The sequence below is a fragment of the Xanthobacter sp. DMC12 genome, assembly GCF_056314105.1.
The window spans coordinates 70,208-86,855 of sequence record NZ_JBQUYZ010000007.1 but is presented as its reverse complement, the minus strand read 5'-3'; the positions used below and the strand labels follow the sequence as shown (position 1 = coordinate 86,855).

The following is a 16,648-nucleotide window of genomic DNA, read 5'->3' as shown; positions in this document are numbered from 1 at the left end:
GACCTCCATGTTCTGGATCAACGGTTTCCTGAACAGCTTCGCGTTCGGCGCGATACTGTTCCTGCTGGCGGTCGGGTTTTCCCTGATCTTCGGCCTCATGCGGGTCGCGAACCTCGCCCACGGCGCACTGTTCATGCTGGGGGGCTACATCGCCACATCGGCGGTGGGGCTCGGCTTCGCCGGGGCGGTGCTGGCGGCGGGGGCGGCGTGCGCCGTCTTTGGCGGCATTCTGGAGCGCACGCTCATCCGCCGCCTCGCGGGGCGCGAGCTGGCTCAGGTGCTGGGCACGCTCGGCCTCGCCTTCATCATCGCCGACCAGTGCCTGCTCATATGGTCGGGCGATCCCATCGCCCAGCCGGCGCCGGAGGCGCTGCGCGGCGCGGTGGGGTTCGGCGGCATCGTCTTTCCCGCCTATCGGCTGGCGCTGGTGGCGCTGGCGCTGGTGGCCTTCGCCGGCATCTGGGCGCTGGTGGAGCGCACGACGCTCGGCGCCCGCATCCGCGCGGCGGTGGACGACCGGGAGATGGCGCGGGCCATAGGCATTCCGGTGTCGCGCCTGTTCACCATGGTGTTCTGCCTCGGCGCCGGGCTCGCAGGCATTGGCGGGGCGCTCGCGGCGCCCATCATGTCGGTCTATCCGGGCCTTGATTCCGAAATGCTGCCGCTGGCGCTGCTGGTGGTCATCCTCGGCGGCATCGGCTCGCTCACGGGGGCGCTGGCGGGCAGCCTCGTCATCGGCCTCGTCTACACGTTCGGCCAGATGCTGCTGCCCGATCTCGCCTACGTCATCCTCTTCCTGCCCATGGTGGTGGTGCTCGCCGTGCGGCCCCAGGGCTTCTTCGGGAGGCAAGCCGCATGAAAAACCCTGGCCTCAAGACCCTCGGCATCCTCCTTCTCTGCGCGGCGGCGGTTCCCCTCGTCCTGCCCGGGCCGTTCTATCTCTCCATCGCCACGCAGGTTCTCGTCTACGGCCTGTTCGCGGTGAGCGTGAACCTCATCGCCGGCTATTGCGGCATGGTCTCGCTGGGCCACGCCGCCTTCCTCGGCATCGCCGGCTATGCCTTCGCGCTGCTGACGACCAGCACGGGCTGGCCGCTCTGGGCGGCGATCCCGACGGCGGTCGGCCTCTCGGTGGTGGCGGGTGCGCTGTTCGGCCTCGTGGCGCTGCGCACCTCGGGCCTGAGCTTCCTGATGATCACCCTCGCGCTGGGCCAGATCGTGTGGGGCATCGCCTTCCGCTACGTGGACCTCACCAATGGCGAGAACGGCATCTCCATGCCCCGCTTCCAGGGGCTGCTCGCCAACGGCACGGGGCTTTACTATTTGTGCCTCGTGGTGACGGGCGGCTGCCTCGCGCTCGTCACCATCCTCGCCGGCTCGCCGCTCGGCGCCTCCATGCAGGGCGTGCGCGACCAGCCGCGCCGCATGAGCACGCTGGGCTACGACGTGTGGCGCATCCGCTATGCGGCCTATGTGCTCTCCGCCGGCATCGCCGGCATCGCGGGCGTGCTCTACATGCTGCTGTTCCGCTTCATCAGCCCGCACACGCTCTCGCTCACGGTGTCGTCGGAAGCGGTGCTGATGGTGATCGCCGGCGGCCTCGGCACCACCTTCGGGCCCATCGTCGGCGCGGCGCTGGTGGTGCTGCTGAAGAATGTCGCCAGCGCCTATACGGATCGCTGGCCGACGCTGCTCGGCCTCATCTTCCTGTTCATCATCGTGGTGGTGCCGGAAGGGCTTCTGCCCGGCGCGCGGCGGCTGATGCGCACGCTCGGCGCGCGCCTCGCCACGCGGCGCGGGCCGACGGCGATCCCCGCCACCCCCGTCAAGGAGGCCCGCCCGTGACCGCGCCCACTGCCGCACTCCGCATCGACGACCTACACAAGAGCTTCGGCGGCCTTCATGTCATCCAGGGCGTGAACTTCACCGTCGCGCCGGGCGAGCGGCGTCTGCTGCTCGGCCCCAACGGCGCGGGCAAGACCACGCTGTTCAACCTCATCGCCGGCGATCTCAGGCCCACCGCCGGGCAGATCCGCATCGCGGAGGAGGACGTGTCGGCCCTCCCGACCTTCCGGCGCGCGGCGCGGGGCATCGGCCGCACCTTCCAGATCCTCACCCTGTTCGCCCGCGAGAGCGTGATCGGCAACGTCATCATGGCCCTCCTCGGCGGACGCCCGCAGCGCTGGAAGCCCTATGGCGCGGTGGCGAGCGATCCGGCCCTGCGGCGCGAGGCGCTGGAGGTGCTGGCGCGGGTGCGGCTCGACACGCTCGCCGACCGGCCGGTCTCGGAGACCTCCTATGGCGAGAAGCGCCGACTGGAGATCGCCATGGCGCTGGCGCAGGCGCCGCGCATCCTGTTGCTGGACGAGCCGCTCGCGGGCCTGTCGAAGGAGGAGCGCGGCACGGTGAGCGCGCTGCTCGCCGAGCTGCCGCGCGACCTCACCATCTTGATGATCGAGCACGACATGGATGTCGCGCTCGCCTTCGCCGAGAAGATCGCCCTTCTGCACTACGGCCGCCTGATCGTGGACGGCACGCGCGAGGAGGTGATCGCGGACCCGAGGACACGGGAGGCCTATCTTGCCCAGTGATGCCGCGCTCTCGCTCTCCGGCCTGAACGCCTTCTATGGCGACAGCCACATCCTGCACGACGTGTCGCTGGAGGTGGCGCCGGGGCGCATCCTCGCTCTGCTCGGCCGCAACGGCGCGGGCAAGACCACCTGCATGAACGCCCTCGCCGGGCTGCTGCCCACCCGCAGCGGTCGGATCGTGCTCAACGGGCGGGATATCTCGGCCTTCTCGCCCGAGGCCATCTGCCGGGCCGGGCTCGCGCTGGTGCCGCAGGGGCGGCGCATCTTTCGCAGCCTGAGCGTGGAGGAGAATCTCGCCGTCGCCCGCTGCGCCCGGCCGCCGGACGGGCGGGTGGCGTGGACGGACGACGACATCTTCGGCCTCTTCCCCCGCCTGAAGGAGCGGCGCCGGCACCCGGCCGGGCTCATGTCCGGCGGCGAGCAGCAGATGCTGGCCATCGGCCGGGCGCTGGTGACTGCGCCGCGCGTGCTGCTGATGGACGAGCCGACCGAGGGCCTCGCGCCGCAGATCGTCGCCGAGGTGGGCGCCATCGTCGGCCGGCTGCGGGCCGCCGGGCTGTCGGTGATCCTGGTGGAGCAGCACATGGCCTTCGCCCTGAAGCTCGCCGACGAGGTGGTGGTCATCAGCACCGGGCGAGTGGTGGACAAGGCTCCGGCGGCCGCGTTCCAGGCCGATCCGGCCCGGCTGGAGGAGCATCTGGGCGTGCACTGACGGCGGCCGAACACGGCGCCTGACCTTCCGGCATCTCGTCGCAGGGTGATGAATCGCACGCGAGCCGTGCTAGGATTGATCGTCCGATAAAGACCGGGTGTCCGCAGTGCCGTCCTCAAAAGCCCCCTCCCCCCAGCGTCGTCGCCTGTCCCCCGCGGACCGGGAGCGGGATATCGTGGCGGGGGCGGTGGCCTTCTTCGCCGAATTCGGCTTCGACGGCGCGACGCGGGATCTGGCGCAGCGGCTCGGCATCACCCAGCCGCTGCTCTACCGCTATTTTCCCGGCAAGGATGCGCTGCTCGACCGGGTCTACCAGGAGGTCTACCAGAGCCGCTGGCAGGCCGAGTGGGAAACCGCCATCGCCGACCGCTCCATCCCCATCGAGGAGCGGCTGAAGCGCTTCTATCGGGCCTATGCCGCCGTCATCCAGACCTATGAATGGGTGCGGCTGTTCATGTTCGCCGGCCTGAAGGGGCTGGACTTCAACAGCCGCTACCTCGCCTTCCTGCGCGCGCGGCTGTTCGAGCGCATGGTCATCGAGATCCGCGCCGCCAACGGCCTCGACGAGAAAGCCCCGGTGAGCGAGGAAGAGATCGAGCTGATCTGGTCGCTGCACGCCGGCATCTTCTACATCGGCGTGCGCAAGTTCATCTACGGCATGCCCATTCCGGCTGATCCCGAAGCCGACATCGATGTGAAGGTGAACGCCTTCCTCAACGGCGCCCCGGCGGCATTCGCCTCGGTGATCGACCGCGCCAAGCCCGCGCGCAAGAAGGTCGCCGCCCGGAAATAATCATTTGATAAATTAATTTGACGCCGGTCAAATTCCGCGCCACTATCTATCATCCGATAAATAATCGGACGGCTTCGCCCAGCCCGGCACAGACCGGCCACCGGCGATGCGACGCGACCACACGAAGGCTCGCGCGGGACGGCCCTCGCACAGGCGAGACGCTGCCGCCCTCAGGAGCCGAGGGAGGACACCATGCCAATGCACACAAACGCCGGGCCGCAGGCGCGCAACGCCGCGCCCCCCGCCCGCTCCAAGCGCGCAATCATCATCGGCGGCTCCATCTGCGGCCTCTTCGCTGCGCTGCTGCTGCGCAAGGCGGGCTGGGACGTGGCCGTCTTCGAGCGCATCGGCAGCGAGCTCGCCGGGCGCGGGGCGGGGATTGTCACCCATCCCGAGCTCTTCGACGTCATCGGCAAGACCGGGATCGACGTCACCGAGGCCCGTGTGGGCGTGGGCGTCAGCGGCAGACGGGTGTTCGGGCCGGACGGGCGCATCACCGGCCAGCTCGACCTGCCGCAGGTGCTGACCTCCTGGGGCCACCTCTACCGCCTGCTGCGCTCCGCTCTGCCGGACGACAGCTACCACCATGGCCGCAACCTCGTGCGCGTCGAGGACGGTGCCGAACGCGTGCGCGCCCATTTCGCCGACGGCGCGGTGGAGGAAGCGGACCTGCTGGTGGGAACGGACGGCCTGTTCTCCACCGTGCGCGCCGCCTTCCTGCCGGAGGCCAAGCCCACCTATGCGGGCTATGTGGCGTGGCGTGGGCTGGTGGAGGAGAGCGCGCTCTCGGCGGAAACCCGCGCGGCGCTCTGCGGCCACTTCTCCTTCAGCCTGCCGCCCGGCGAGCAGATGCTCGGCTATCCCGTCGCCGGCGCGGACGAGCAGCTGGACGAAGGCCACCGCCGCTACAATTTCGTCTGGTACCGGCCCGCCGCCAGCGACGGTCAGCTCGCCGAGCTTTTGACCGATGTGGACGGCACGCGGCATCCCCTCTCCATTCCCCCGCACCTCATCCGGCCCGAGGTGGTGGCGGGCATGCGGGCGGACGCGCACCGCCTGCTGGCTCCCCAGTTCGCCGAGGTGGTGGAGCGCACGCAGCAGCCCTTCCTCCAGGCGATCCAGGATCTGGAGAGCCCGCGCCTGCGCCTCTCGCCCCATGTCGTGATCCTGGGCGATGCCGCCTTCGTCGCGCGCCCCCATGTGGGCATGGGCGTGACCAAGGCCGCCGCCGATGCCGCCGCCCTCGCCGACGCGCTTGCAGATGGCACGGACGTGGAAGCGGCGCTGGCCGCCTTCGAGGCCAAGCGCCTCGCCTTCGGCCGCGCGGTGGTGCAGCGGGCCCGGCATCTCGGCGCCTACATGCAGGCGCAGATCCTCGACGAGGAGCAGCGCGCCCGCGCCGAACGGCACCGCCACCCCGAGGCGGTGATGAGCGAAACCGCCGTCGCCACGGGGATTGCCGCATGAAACCCGATGGAGCCTTCCCCCCTCGCCCACACGCGCGGCCCCGCGATGCGGCCGCGCGCATCGAGGCGATCCGGCAGAACCCCAATTTCCGCCGCCTCGCCGCCATCCGTGCCCGGCTGGGCCTCTCCATGGCCGCGCTGATGGCGACGCTCTATTTCGCCTACATCCTCACCGTGGCGCTGAAGCCCAGCGCCCTCGGCACGCCGGTGCTGCCGGATGCGGTCTCCACCTGGGGCATCGTCGCCGGCGTCGGCCTGCTCGGCCTCGGCTTCGTGCTGACGGCGATCTATGTCGCTGTCGCCAACCGCACCTTCGACCGCCTCACCCAGAACCTCCGGGAGGACGTGCAATGAAACGGCCTCGGCTCAACCGCGCGGCGCTCGCCGCCATCATGCTGGCTTTCGCCGCGAAGCCCGCCGTTGCGGCCGGCGCCATCGAAGGCGGCGCGCGCCAGCCCATCAATCCGGTGGCGATCACCCTCTTCCTGCTGTTCGTGGCGGTGAGCCTCGGCGTCACCTGGTGGGCGGCCCGCAAGGGCACCGGCGGCGCGCAGGATTATTACGCGGCCGGCGGCGGCCTCAGCGGCTTCAAGAACGGCCTCGCCATCGCCGGCGACTACACCTCCGCCGCGACCTTCTTGGGGGTGACAGCGCTGGTCTACTCGTCCGGCTATGACGGCATGATCTACGCCATCGGGTTCCTCGTGGGCTTTCCGATGATCCTGTTCCTCATCGCCGAGCCGCTGCGCAATCTCGGGCGCTATACCTTCGCCGATGTGGCGGCGTATCGCCTCGCGGAAGTGCCGGTGCGGGTGGTAGCAGCCACCAACACGCTGGTCATCGTGCTGCTCTATCTCATCGCCCAGATGGTGGGGGCCGGAAAGCTCATCGAGCTCTTGTTCGGCCTGCCCTATTGGGTGGCGGTGGGCCTCGTGGGCCTGCTGATGATGGCCTATGTGACCTTCGGCGGCATGCTGGCGACCACCTGGGTGCAGATCATCAAGGCGGTGCTGCTGCTCACCGGCTCGGTGGTGATGTCCCTGCTCATCCTTGGCCATTTCGGCTTCAGCCTGGAGGCGCTGTTCGCTCGCGCCGCCGCGCTGCACCCCAAGGGCATGGCCATCATGGCGCCGGGCGGGCTGGTGAAGGACCCCATCTCCGCCATCTCGCTGGGCGTCGCCCTCGTGTTCGGCACCGCCGGACTGCCGCACATCCTGATGCGCTTCTTCACCGTGGCCGATGCCCGGCAGGCGCGCACCTCCGTGCTGGTGGCGACGGGCTTCATCAGCGTCTTCTACACGCTGCTGTTCGTGCTCGGCTTCGGCGCCATCGCCTTCGTGATGTCGGACCCCAGCTTCAAGGACGCGACCGGCGCGGTGGTGGGCGGCACCAACATGGTGGCGCTGCATCTCGCCAACGCGCTCGGCGGCTCGGTTCTGCTCGGCTTCATCTCGGCGGTCGCGTTCGCCACCATCCTCGCGGTTGTGTCGGGCCTCACCATCGCAGGAGCGTCGGCGGCGAGCCACGATCTCTATGCCCGCGTCATCCGGCGCGGCAAGGCCTCGGAACAGGAGGAGGTGCGGGTCTCCAAGGCGGCGGCGGTGGTCATCAGCCTGCTCGCCATGGCCCTGGGGCTCCTGTTCGAGAACCAGAACATCGCCTTCATGGTGGGCCTCGTCTTCGCCATCGCGGCGAGCGCGAACTTCCCCGTCATCGTGCTGTCGGTGTCCTGGCCGGGCCTCACCACGCGCGGCGCCGTGACCGGATCGGTGACGGGCCTCGTGGTCGCCCTCGTGCTCGTGGCGCTAAGCCCGAGCGTGTGGACGACCACGCTGAAGCTCGGCCCCGCGCCCTTCCCTTATGACAACCCCGCGCTGTTCTCCGTGCCGCTCGCCTTCCTCGTCTCGATCCTCGTCTCGCTGGCGGATCGCAGCACGGCGGCCGAGCGCGTGCGCGCCGCCTTCGCCGCCCAGAACGTGCGCGCGCAGACCGGCTTCGCGGTGGACTGAAACACCAGACAGACAGGGAGAAACGACATGAACATCGCCACCAATGCCACCTTCGCCACCATCGAGGCCCCGCGCGACTGGCCGGAGGCCCAGCGGGCTGACCTGCATGCCAGCCGAGGCAACGGCCGCGTCGGCAGCCGCCTCGTCTCGCAGAGCGACCGGGTGCGGGTGTGGCATCTCGCGCTGAAGCCCGGCGAGCGCATCGGCTTCCATACCCATGTGCTCGACTATTTCTGGACGGCGGTGACCGGCGGGCGCGCCCGCTCCCACTATGCCGACGGACGGGTCGCCGAGGTGACCTATGAGGCCGGCGACACCAAGCACCACCATTTCGGCCCGGGCGAGTTCATGATGCATGACCTCACCAACATCGGGGACACCGAACTGGTGTTCACCACCGTCGAGTTCCTGGACAGCGACAACGCGCCGCTGAAGGTCGACTGAGACCCGGGTCGGACCCATCCGCGCAAAAGAAAAGGGGTCGCCGAGGCGACCCCTTTTTGCTTTCAGGATGGCGCCGATCAATTGTCGTCGGCGTCGTGGGCGGGGCCGGACTGGGCGCTGCCGATCTCGAAGGGGCGCTCGGAGACATAATAGGGACCGGGGGTGCCGAAGGCGCTGGGACGCTCGAGCCGGCGCTGCTCGCGGGCCACGGCCGCCGGGGAGGTGGGGGTCAGGCTCCCCTGTGCGGAGACCGCATACTGCTCCATGTTCTCCTTCTGGACGGTCGGGTCGGCGAAAGCCGAACCCATGGACGAGACGAGCACCACGGCGACACCGGCGGCGAGGACAGCAGACTTGATGGACATGGCAAGCACTCCGTTGTTGATGAGATGAATTTAGAAGTCGCCCGCCAAGACGAAAACTATTCTGTGATTTATTATTCTCATCTGCTTCGATAGATCAGTATACGAGGGTATGAACCGCGATCCGGGCGGGGGACCCCTGCCGAACAGGAGGCAGCGGGTAACGACCAAAGGCCGGTGCGTACCCGCACCGGCCTCTGCTCGTTCAAAATCGGATCGTTAAGCGACAGCAGAGCCGGAAATGCAGCGCCGGAAACGCGCTCCTAGGCCTCGCGCGCCGGCCCGAGGGTATGCGGGGCCATGGCACCGGCGCGCGGGGCGCGGGCCATCCGCTCCGACCTCCAGCGATGCGGTGTGGTGGAGGCGAAGCGTCGGAACACGGTCGTGAAATGGGCCTGGGTCTGGAAGCCGACGCTTAAAGCGACCTGCGCCAGCGGCTCGTCACTCTCCAGCATGATCTTCTGGGCGCGCTCCACCCGCAGCCGCAGCAGGTATTCGTGAGGCTTGACGCCCGTCGAGATGCGGAACTGCGCGGCGAAGTGCATCCGGCTGAGGCCGGCAACGCGGGCCATGTCGGCGAGCGTGACGGTCTCGCCATACTGCTCCTCCATGAAGGCGAGCACGCGCTTGAGGCGCCACGCCACCAGTCCGCAGCCGACCCGCGCGGGCTTCGGCGCCGCGTGCGGCGGATGGTGTGGCGTCGCCCGACCGTTCGCGGCGGGAAGCGGGGCGAGAAGCCCGAGGCGGCGGACCTCGGCGTCGAGGCCTGCATGGTTCTCCGCCGGGATCGCGGTGGCTGCGGCGGACGGCGCGGCATGGAACGACATGCTGAAGACCCCGAGTGCTGAAGTGCCGTTCGGCGGAAAGACTTGCGTCTCGCCGACTGGAGATCAGCATCGGCCACCCACGTCTCTTGCTCCATTCTACTTGGGGTTCGCGGCTCATATGATCGGGTCGCCGCGGGCATACCTTGGTATAGGTGCCTAGACTTTGCGTTTGGTGGGCTTGAGATGGCCGCCCATTTTTGCTGCACTACCGCCTCGCGAGCCGGCAAAGGCGCCGTTTGAACTGGCAAGATCGAGGTATGTGTCGGTGATACCGAAGCACGATGCCGGGCGACCGGTGGCCCTACACCGGGCATCCGGCCCCTGCGTTACGGCGGATCGCCGCGCGCAGGCCGAACTCTCGAGGACATGATGTCTGGTCTGGCCGGTCCCGTGTCAAGCAACAGCGCGGATTCCCCCGCCCGGGGGCGGACCGGCTATTTCCTCGTGGGGCTGCTGTGCCTCGCGATCTTCCTGGCGGATACGCTCTCGCCGCTCGACATGGCCATCGCCGTGCTCTACGTGGTCGTGGTGACCCTGAGCGCGAGCCTGTTCAAGCGCACGGGGCTACTGGTCGTGGCAGCGGCCTGCGTCATGCTCACGATGCTGAGCTTCGTCATCATCCACGCCACGGACTACAACATCTCCTCAACGATGCGATGCTTCGTCAGCGTCGCCGCCATCACCGTCACCACCTTTCTGTCGCTGCGCAACCAGGAGGCGACGGGCGTGCTGAAGGAACAGGCGGCGCTGCTGGACCTCTCCCACGATGCCATCTTCGTGCGGAACCTCGCCGACACGATCGTCTACTGGAACCGCGGTGCCGAGCGGCTTTACGGCTGGAACCGCGCCGAGGCCGTGGGCCAGCAGGCCGGCGCGCTGCTGAAGACCACCTTCCAGACCCCGCGCTCGGACATCATGCGCACCCTGCTGGACACCGGGCAATGGGAAGGCGAGATCGTCCAGACCGCGCGCGACGGGCGCCAGCTGGTCTGCACCAGCCGCTGGTCGCTCCAGCGCGACGCGCGCGGGCGGCCCATGGGCACCATGGAGACCAACCACGACATCACCGAGCGGCAGAAAGCGGAGCAGGAGTTGCACCAGGTCCGCAGCGACCTTGCCCATGTCACCCGCGTCAGCACCATGGGCGAACTCACCGCCTCCATCGCCCACGAGGTCAACCAGCCGCTCGCGGCCGTGGTGACCAACGGCGAGGCCGGCCTGAGGTGGCTGCGCCGCGCGCCGCCCGACCTCGACGAGGCGGAAGCCTCCGTCACCCGCATGATCGCCAACGCCCGCCGTGCCAGCGACGTGATCGACCGGCTGCGCGCCTTCGCCCGGCGCGGCAAGCCGGTGCGCCAGGCCCTTGCCAGCGCCGAGCTGGTGCAGGATTGCATGCTGCTGCTGGAGCGGGAGCTGTCGAGCCACCGCATCCGGCTCGATCTCGCCCTCAGCCCCGACCTGCCGCCCGTGGAAGGCGACCGCATCCAGCTGCAACAGGTGCTCATCAATCTGGTGCTCAACGCGATCCAGGCCATGGACGAGGTTGCCGAGGACCGGCGCGTGCTGCATATCGCCACCGCGCTCGCCACGCCGCCCTGGCCTACGGAAGGCGACACGGAGCTGACCATCTGCGTGCGCGACACGGGGCCGGGCATCGCGCCGGACATGTTCGCCACGCTGTTCTCGCCCTTCGTATCCACCAAGGCGGATGGGATGGGCCTCGGCCTCTCCATCTCCCGCTCCATCGCGCAGGCCCACGGCGGCCGGATCACCGCCGCGCCCAACGCCGGGGGCGGCATGTGCTTCACCCTCACGCTGCCGCTTCCCGGCCCCGCAGCCGCTTCCAACCCCAGGGACACCCGCCCGTGACCAATCGACCGCTGACCCGCCCGACGCCGCCCCCGAGCGCCCCCGTCGTGATCGTCGTGGACGATGACGCCAGCCTGCGTGAGGCGCTGTCCAGCCTGTTCCGCTCCATCGGGCTCGAGGTGGCGCTGTTTGCCTCCGCCGCCGAGCTTTTGGCCGCCAAGCTGCCGGATGCGCCGCGCTGTCTCGTTCTGGACATCCGCCTGCCGGGCGTGAGCGGGCTGGACTTCCAGGCGCAGCTGGCGCGCTCGGATCTCGACCTGCCGATCATCTTCATGACCGGTCACGGCGACATTCCCATGAGCGTGCGGGCGATGAAGGCCGGCGCGGTGGACTTCCTCACCAAGCCGTTCCGCGATCAGGACATGCTGGACGCGGTCTCGGCCGCCATCGAGATCGACCGCGGCCGCCGCGCGGAGCGCGCCTCCTCCTCGAAGCTGCGCGCCCTTTACGATACCTTGACCGAGCGCGAGCGGCAGATCATGGCCCTCGTCACCTCCGGCCTGATGAACAAGCAGGTCGCCGCCGAGGTGGGCCTGAGCGAGATTACCGTGAAGATTCATCGCGGTAACGTCATGCGGAAAATGGAGGCTCATTCCCTCGCCGACCTCGTCCGCATGGCGGAGGCGCTGGGGCCGAGTGCAAAAAGCTAAATTTGCAAACGTCTGTATGATTACGGCTTGGGCGGGCGGCAGGCTATACAGGGTCGAACCGGCGCGTCATCCGTGCCGAATGATTGCACGTTGAGGTGCCCCGCGTGTCACGCGCTCCAACCATAACCATCATCGATGATGATGAGTCCGTTCGCATTGCCACAGAAAGTCTCGTCCGCTCCCTTGGATTCGGCGCGCGGTCCTTCGCGTCCGCCGAGGATTTCCTTGGGTCCACGGAGCGCAGCCGGACCGCGTGCGTCATCACCGATGTCCAGATGCCGGGCATGAGCGGCGTCGAGCTTCAGACCCGGCTGCGCGCCGAAGGCGATCCGGTCCCGGTTATCTTCATCACCGCCTTCCCCGAAGAGCGCATCCGCCGGCAGGTGGATGAGGCCGGCGCGTTCGGCTTCCTGGCCAAGCCCTTCGACGGCAACGAAATGATCGATTGCATCGATCGCGCGCTGCAGGCCTCTGCGCGGCGCTGAAGCGCTGGCGCGCCCCGCGCCACCCCTGTCGTTCTCCCCTTCGTTTTGCCCCTGGCTCCACGCGGCGGCGGCCCCGCGCGGGATCGCGCGCACGCGCCAGCACGCACGCAATGCCCCATACCCACGTATGATGCGGACAAACGAGCGCCCAATTCTTTCGCCCGTCCCCCGGTCCTATGGTGACCCTCGTGACCCGAGACGTCGCCCGGGCATCGCGGCCCAGCGACCGCCTCCCGCGCCTTTCAAAAAGGACGACCATCATGGACAAGACCATTGCGAAGCTGCGCCAGCAGGCGCCCCTGCGGACCCCAACCGATCTGGGCGAAGACGCCACCAGGGACATTGCTGGCGCCCTCACCGTTCTTCTGGCGGACATGTTCGCGCTTTATCTGAAGACGAAGAATTTTCACTGGCACATGTCCGGCCCGCATTTCCGCGACTACCATCTCCTGCTGGACGAGCACGGCGATCAGATCTTCGCCACCACCGACGCCATCGCCGAGCGCGCCCGCAAGGTGGGCGGCACGACGCTGCGCTCCGTGGGCCACATCGCACGCCTCCAGCGCCTCGCCGACAACGATGCGGCCTTCGTGACCGCCGAGGACATGCTGGCCGAGCTGGCCGATGACAACAAGCGCCTCGTCACCTTCCTGCGCGAAGCCCACGTGGTCTGCGAGAACTACAATGACGTCGCCACCACCAGCCTCATCGAGGTCTGGATCGACGAGGCCGAGCGCCGCGTGTGGTTCCTCTTCGAAGCGACCCGTTCGAACTGAAATCCCCTTCCTCCCCGCCTCAGCCCGCCGGCCACGCCCGGCGGGCCTTTTTTTTGCGCGCGCTGCGCCCCGCGACCGATCAAGCGGAAGGCTTCCGGAACCGGAGCGCCCCCAACGCGAAGAGGCCGGCGGCCCTGAGGGCGCCGGCCTCGTCATTCCGTTGCCTGGCGGAAGGCTCACGCCCCCGGGGACGTGGCATCCTGGGCCGGCCCCCAGTGGGCGTCGGGCTGGGCCGGCTGGCCGATGAACGGGCGGGCGGAGTTCAGGGCCCGCAGCCTGGCCGCGGGGGGCACCTGGAAGATGTCGAGCGGCTGGACGACGACGCCGGGCCGAGCATCGAAGAAGGCAGTCTCGCCGCGTGCCTCGGTGGGGAAGCTGGTGTCCGCGCGGGCGGTGCCGGCAGCACCGGCCACCATGAAGGCGAGAGCACCGAACGCCATGATGAACTTCGAATTGGTGGACATGGGAAACTCCTCGGTTGTTGATGATTATGTTTTACATCTTCCAGACCAGACTCGATATCGAACTGAAATTCATCTCACGAATATCGTTGTTTTGCCCGCCTATACGTCCGTTTACTTCTCCGCCTCAACCCCAGCCGTTGGCCATACCAAGCCGACTGGGAGGGCGCCCCTCGGCCTCGGTCTCCCGTAGCAGCTTGTGCGACAGATCGATGGGAAGGCGCCCGTGCCGGACGAGGCGGAGGATGGACCGGCGCTCGGCCTGGATGCAAAGGAGACACATGCGCCTCTCCGGCCAGGCGACGGCTCCGACATCGTCGCCTACGGCTGCAGCTGATTCAGTCGGTGCTGGTATCGCTCGGCGACGATCATGCGACCGGCGGCGCGCCGGCATCGGCCTTCTGCGTCCCGGCCGTGTCGGCGAGGGCGTCGAGGGCCGCCTTCAGGACCGCCGCCCGGGTCTCGCGCTCCGGCGCCGCGTCCACCGCGTCGGCGGCAGGTCGATCCCCCGCAGGAGGATAAGGAGCGCCGCGGCGGCGAGCGCCAGACACGGGGCCGGGGGCGCGGAAGTCTGTGGCGCACAGGCCGCGCCGGCCACACGGCAGCGGCGCGCGAGGAGGCGCGACAAGACCCCGCGCGTGGCGGAGCCTCGTCTACCTTGGTGCAGTCGAAGCTGGTTCAGTGCGCAGGATCAGACCGGCGGCTGCGGGCTGCCAGAAGCTGGAGGGCGACGGCGAAGGCGGCGAACGCCGTCCCCAGCACGCACACCAGAAACCAGCCGCCCGCACCCCATGCGAGCGTCGCCGTGGCCGAGCCGAGGGATCCACCGAGGAACATGGCGCTCATGAGCACCGTGTTGATCCGCGACCGTGCCTCCGGCCGTAAGGCGAAGACGATGTGCTGGTTGGAAACGAGAGCGCTCTGCATCCCGAAGTCCAGCAGCATCACGCCGACGATCAGCCCCGCGAGCGAGCCCCATGCGCCGAACACGACCCACGCGGCGAGGGTGACGATGGCGCCCACCAGCACCGCCAGCTGAGGGCCGCGCTTGTCGGCGAACCGGCCGGCCAGCGGCGCGGCGAGGATGCCGACCGCACCCACGAGGCCGAACAGGCCCGCCACCTCGGCGCCGAAGCCGAAGCGCGGCTCGGCGAGGCGGAAGGCGAGGATGGTCCAGAACACGGTGAAGGCCGCGAACAACGCCGCCTGGGTGATCGCCGCGAGCCGCAGCGCAGGAAAATCCAGCCACTGCTGCCACACGGAATGCAGCAGCCGGTGATAGCTCAGGCGCTGCTCCGGCCTGCTGGTCGGCAGCGTCACCGCCATCAGCACCGCGCCGGCCAGCGCCATGGGCGCCGCGAGCCACAGCATCTCGCGCCAGCCCCCATGGGAGGCGACGAAGCCGGCAACCGTGCGGCTGAGGAGAATGCCCGTGAGCAGGCCGGCCATCACCGTACCCACCGTCGCGCCCCTTTTCTCCGGCGCGGCGAAATGCGCGGCGAGGGGCACGATCTGCTGGGCCACCGTCGAGGCGAGCCCCACCACCAGCGAGGCGGCCACCAGCAGCAGCGCCGTGGGCGCCACCGCCGCCAGCACCAGCGCGGCCGCGAGCAGCACGAACTGCACCACGATCAGCCGCCGCCGCTCCACGAGGTCGCCGAGCGGAACGAGCAGCACGAGACCGATGGCGTAACCGAGCTGAGTGGCGGTGGGGATGGCGCCCGTCAGGGCGCCCGGCAGATCCTGCTCGATCAGTTCGAGCATGGGCTGATTGTAATAGATGTTCGCCACCGCGAGGCCGGCGGCCGTGGCCATGGCCAGCGTCGCGCCGAAGCCCAGGGTGCCGGGCTGCGGCGCGGCCGCGAGATCGGGCGCTCCGGGGCGCCCCAGGGTGGATGTCTGCTTGAAGATCATGGGGGCCTCCTCGGGCGGGCGCATGCGGGCTCAGGCCGGAGCGTTCATCTCGGCGGTGGCGGCGGCCTGCTCGAGCACATGGATCAGGCTCTGTGTGTCACGCGGGCCGTCGTAGCGGATGCCGTTGATGAACAAGCACGGGGTGCCGTTCACGCCGGCCCGCGCGCCGCCCACGAAGTCCTGCTGGATGATGGCGTCGTACCGGCCCTGGAAGGCCGCCTGCAGCACGCGGCGCTCGATGCAGAGCGCGTCGCCATAGGCCGTGAGGCTCGCCATATCGAGGGCGTCCTGATGCTCGTAGAGCATGTCATGGGCGGCCCAGAAGACGCCGGAGGCGGCGGCCGCGGCGGCGAACTGCGCGGCCCTGAGCGCGTGGGGGTGCATCTCCGTCAGCGGGAAATTGCGGAACACGAAGCGCAGCCGCGCACCCATCGCCGCCTGCACGGCCTTGAGCACCGGGTAGGCCTCGCCGCAATAGGGGCATTCGTAGTCGCCATACTCGATCAGCGTCACCGGCGCATCGGCAGGGCCGGACACATTGTCGGTGGCGCTCACGGGGGGAAGACGGCGGGTCATGCCTGCGCTCCTTGGGGCTTCTGGGTGGGGGCGAGCGCGTCGAGCGCATCGAGAATGCCGTCCGCGCCGGGATTGAGGCCGAGCGGCGAGAGATAGCTCCAGCGGATGATGCCGCCGGCATCGAGCACGAACAGCGCGCGCTGGGCGACGCCCTCCGCCGTGCGATAGGCGCCATAGCGGCGCGCCACCCCGCCCTTGGGCTCGAAATCGGCCAGCAGCGGAAAATGCAGCTTGCGCGCCTCGGCGAAGGCCGCGTGACACCACACGCCGTCCACCGAAATCCCCACCAGCTGCGCGCCGGCGCGATGAAACTCCGGCAGCATCTGGTTGTAGAGGCCTATCTGGTCGCCGCAGACCGGGCTCCAGTCCGCCGGATAGAAGGCGAGGATCACCGGTGCGCCCCTGAGGTCCGAGAGGGAGAGCATCTGGTCCGGCGTCGCCGGCAAGGTGAAGTCGGGCGCGGCCTGCCCCGGCTGGAGCAGGGCGGGTGCGGAAGCGTCGTGCGGATCGGCCATGGCCTCATCCCTCTGCGTCGCGGATGTCCAATGTCGGCTGCGAGAGTGTCGAGGGTCTGCGCCGGGCGAAATCGGCCATAGGCTTGGCCGCCTCATACTTCCGTTTGTCCGGCGCGCCGCGCGTGCATTTCCGGAAGATGAGGCGCCGGGCCCGCCACATCTTGCCCCCGAAGGGTGCGGATGATGACGACGCGCGCC

Annotated in this window: 19 protein-coding genes; 13 read left to right on the top strand and 6 right to left on the bottom strand. The window is 69.0% G+C overall.

All coding sequences use genetic code 11. From position 1 onward, the window contains the following. The first annotated feature begins 7 nt into the window (after nt 1-7). The 9 genes from ACT535_RS21990 (at nt 8) to ACT535_RS21950 (ending at nt 8,015) form a co-directional block, all read left to right on the top strand. Nucleotides 8-859, top strand: coding sequence for a branched-chain amino acid ABC transporter permease (locus ACT535_RS21990; protein ID WP_476366028.1), 852 nt, complete (start codon nt 8-10; stop codon nt 857-859). After that, nucleotides 856-1,845, top strand: a complete 990-nt coding sequence (locus ACT535_RS21985; protein WP_476366027.1) for a branched-chain amino acid ABC transporter permease — start codon at nt 856-858, stop codon at nt 1,843-1,845. Before ACT535_RS21990 ends, ACT535_RS21985 begins: the two co-directional genes overlap by 4 nt. Then, complete coding sequence (locus ACT535_RS21980) at nt 1,842-2,591, top strand: ABC transporter ATP-binding protein (protein WP_476328752.1); 750 nt, start codon at nt 1,842-1,844, stop codon at nt 2,589-2,591. Before ACT535_RS21985 ends, ACT535_RS21980 begins: the two co-directional genes overlap by 4 nt. Next, nucleotides 2,581-3,303: an ABC transporter ATP-binding protein gene (locus ACT535_RS21975; RefSeq protein ID WP_476366026.1), complete on the top strand. Its 723-nt coding sequence runs from the start codon at nt 2,581-2,583 to the stop codon at nt 3,301-3,303. Before ACT535_RS21980 ends, ACT535_RS21975 begins: the two co-directional genes overlap by 11 nt. Nucleotides 3,304-3,478: 175 nt before the next feature. Beyond that, nucleotides 3,479-4,096: a TetR/AcrR family transcriptional regulator gene (locus ACT535_RS21970; RefSeq protein WP_476328756.1), complete on the top strand. Its 618-nt coding sequence runs from the start codon at nt 3,479-3,481 to the stop codon at nt 4,094-4,096. A 198-nt stretch (nt 4,097-4,294) separates the two neighbouring features. Continuing rightward, complete coding sequence (locus tag ACT535_RS21965; RefSeq protein ID WP_476366145.1) at nt 4,295-5,563, top strand: FAD binding domain-containing protein; 1,269 nt, start codon at nt 4,295-4,297, stop codon at nt 5,561-5,563. Beyond that, complete coding sequence (locus ACT535_RS21960) at nt 5,560-5,916, top strand: DUF485 domain-containing protein (RefSeq protein WP_374250511.1); 357 nt, start codon at nt 5,560-5,562, stop codon at nt 5,914-5,916. The genes ACT535_RS21965 and ACT535_RS21960 overlap by 4 nt, the downstream gene beginning before the upstream one ends. Before the next feature lie 38 nt (nt 5,917-5,954). Continuing rightward, nucleotides 5,955-7,571 (top strand): cation/acetate symporter ActP, encoded by a 1,617-nt coding sequence (gene actP / locus ACT535_RS21955; protein WP_476366144.1) that lies wholly within the window; start codon nt 5,955-5,957, stop codon nt 7,569-7,571. A 27-nt stretch (nt 7,572-7,598) separates the two neighbouring features. Further along, entirely contained in the window at nt 7,599-8,015 is a 417-nt protein-coding gene (locus ACT535_RS21950) for a cupin domain-containing protein (protein WP_476328764.1), read from the top strand. A 77-nt stretch (nt 8,016-8,092) separates the two neighbouring features. On the opposite strand, the gene ACT535_RS21945 is transcribed toward ACT535_RS21950, so the two are convergent. Both ACT535_RS21945 and ACT535_RS21940 read right to left on the bottom strand, forming a co-directional pair. Then, a complete protein-coding gene (locus ACT535_RS21945; protein WP_476328766.1) occupies nt 8,093-8,380 on the bottom strand; it encodes a hypothetical protein in 288 nt (95 codons plus the stop codon). A gap of 260 nt (nt 8,381-8,640) precedes the next feature. Next, nucleotides 8,641-9,204 carry a helix-turn-helix domain-containing protein gene (locus tag ACT535_RS21940; protein WP_476366025.1) on the bottom strand — a complete coding sequence of 188 codons (564 nt, stop codon included), beginning with the start codon at nt 9,202-9,204 and terminating at the stop codon, nt 8,641-8,643. A gap of 390 nt (nt 9,205-9,594) precedes the next feature. Between ACT535_RS21940 and ACT535_RS21935 the strand changes: the two genes are divergently transcribed. The 4 genes from ACT535_RS21935 (at nt 9,595) to ACT535_RS21920 (ending at nt 12,984) form a co-directional block, all read left to right on the top strand. Then, a complete protein-coding gene (locus ACT535_RS21935) occupies nt 9,595-11,073 on the top strand; it encodes a sensor histidine kinase (RefSeq protein ID WP_476366024.1) in 1,479 nt (492 codons plus the stop codon). 11 nt (nt 11,074-11,084) lie between these two features. Then, the gene (locus ACT535_RS21930; RefSeq protein WP_210254707.1) at nt 11,085-11,723 is read left to right on the top strand and encodes a response regulator transcription factor; all 639 of its coding nucleotides are present in this window, start codon (nt 11,085-11,087) and stop codon (nt 11,721-11,723) included. A 104-nt stretch (nt 11,724-11,827) separates the two neighbouring features. Next, nucleotides 11,828-12,208 (top strand): response regulator transcription factor, encoded by a 381-nt coding sequence (locus tag ACT535_RS21925; protein ID WP_476328772.1) that lies wholly within the window; start codon nt 11,828-11,830, stop codon nt 12,206-12,208. Between the two features lie 260 nt (nt 12,209-12,468). After that, a complete protein-coding gene (locus tag ACT535_RS21920; protein WP_168462107.1) occupies nt 12,469-12,984 on the top strand; it encodes a Dps family protein in 516 nt (171 codons plus the stop codon). Nucleotides 12,985-13,160: 176 nt separating this feature from the next. Here ACT535_RS21920 and ACT535_RS21915 read toward each other — a convergent pair whose 3' ends face one another. From ACT535_RS21915 to ACT535_RS21900, 4 genes are all read right to left on the bottom strand, one after another. Further along, complete coding sequence (locus tag ACT535_RS21915) at nt 13,161-13,448, bottom strand: hypothetical protein (protein ID WP_476366023.1); 288 nt, start codon at nt 13,446-13,448, stop codon at nt 13,161-13,163. Nucleotides 13,449-14,123: 675 nt separating this feature from the next. Beyond that, nucleotides 14,124-15,359: an MFS transporter gene (locus ACT535_RS21910; RefSeq protein WP_476366022.1), complete on the bottom strand. Its 1,236-nt coding sequence runs from the start codon at nt 15,357-15,359 to the stop codon at nt 14,124-14,126. A gap of 30 nt (nt 15,360-15,389) precedes the next feature. After that, a complete protein-coding gene (locus tag ACT535_RS21905; RefSeq protein WP_476366021.1) occupies nt 15,390-15,935 on the bottom strand; it encodes a DsbA family protein in 546 nt (181 codons plus the stop codon). Then, nucleotides 15,932-16,450, bottom strand: a complete 519-nt coding sequence (locus ACT535_RS21900) for a redoxin domain-containing protein (RefSeq protein WP_476366020.1) — start codon at nt 16,448-16,450, stop codon at nt 15,932-15,934. The genes ACT535_RS21905 and ACT535_RS21900 overlap by 4 nt, the downstream gene beginning before the upstream one ends. Between the last annotated feature and the right edge of the window lie 198 nt (nt 16,451-16,648).

Coding starts and splice junctions, on each gene's coding strand:
- ACT535_RS21990 (WP_476366028.1), top strand. CDS start 8: ATGTTCTGGATCAACGGTTTCCTGAACAGCTTCGCGTTCGGCGCGATA.
- ACT535_RS21985 (WP_476366027.1), top strand. CDS start 856: ATGAAAAACCCTGGCCTCAAGACCCTCGGCATCCTCCTTCTCTGCGCG.
- ACT535_RS21965 (WP_476366145.1), top strand. CDS start 4,295: ATGCACACAAACGCCGGGCCGCAGGCGCGCAACGCCGCGCCCCCCGCC.
- ACT535_RS21960 (WP_374250511.1), top strand. CDS start 5,560: ATGAAACCCGATGGAGCCTTCCCCCCTCGCCCACACGCGCGGCCCCGC.
- actP (WP_476366144.1), top strand. CDS start 5,955: ATGCTGGCTTTCGCCGCGAAGCCCGCCGTTGCGGCCGGCGCCATCGAA.
- ACT535_RS21950 (WP_476328764.1), top strand. CDS start 7,599: ATGAACATCGCCACCAATGCCACCTTCGCCACCATCGAGGCCCCGCGC.
- ACT535_RS21945 (WP_476328766.1), bottom strand. CDS start 8,380: ATGTCCATCAAGTCTGCTGTCCTCGCCGCCGGTGTCGCCGTGGTGCTC.
- ACT535_RS21940 (WP_476366025.1), bottom strand. CDS start 9,204: ATGTCGTTCCATGCCGCGCCGTCCGCCGCAGCCACCGCGATCCCGGCG.
- ACT535_RS21920 (WP_168462107.1), top strand. CDS start 12,469: ATGGACAAGACCATTGCGAAGCTGCGCCAGCAGGCGCCCCTGCGGACC.
- ACT535_RS21915 (WP_476366023.1), bottom strand. CDS start 13,448: ATGTCCACCAATTCGAAGTTCATCATGGCGTTCGGTGCTCTCGCCTTC.
- ACT535_RS21910 (WP_476366022.1), bottom strand. CDS start 15,359: ATGATCTTCAAGCAGACATCCACCCTGGGGCGCCCCGGAGCGCCCGAT.
- ACT535_RS21905 (WP_476366021.1), bottom strand. CDS start 15,935: ATGACCCGCCGTCTTCCCCCCGTGAGCGCCACCGACAATGTGTCCGGC.
- ACT535_RS21900 (WP_476366020.1), bottom strand. CDS start 16,450: ATGGCCGATCCGCACGACGCTTCCGCACCCGCCCTGCTCCAGCCGGGG.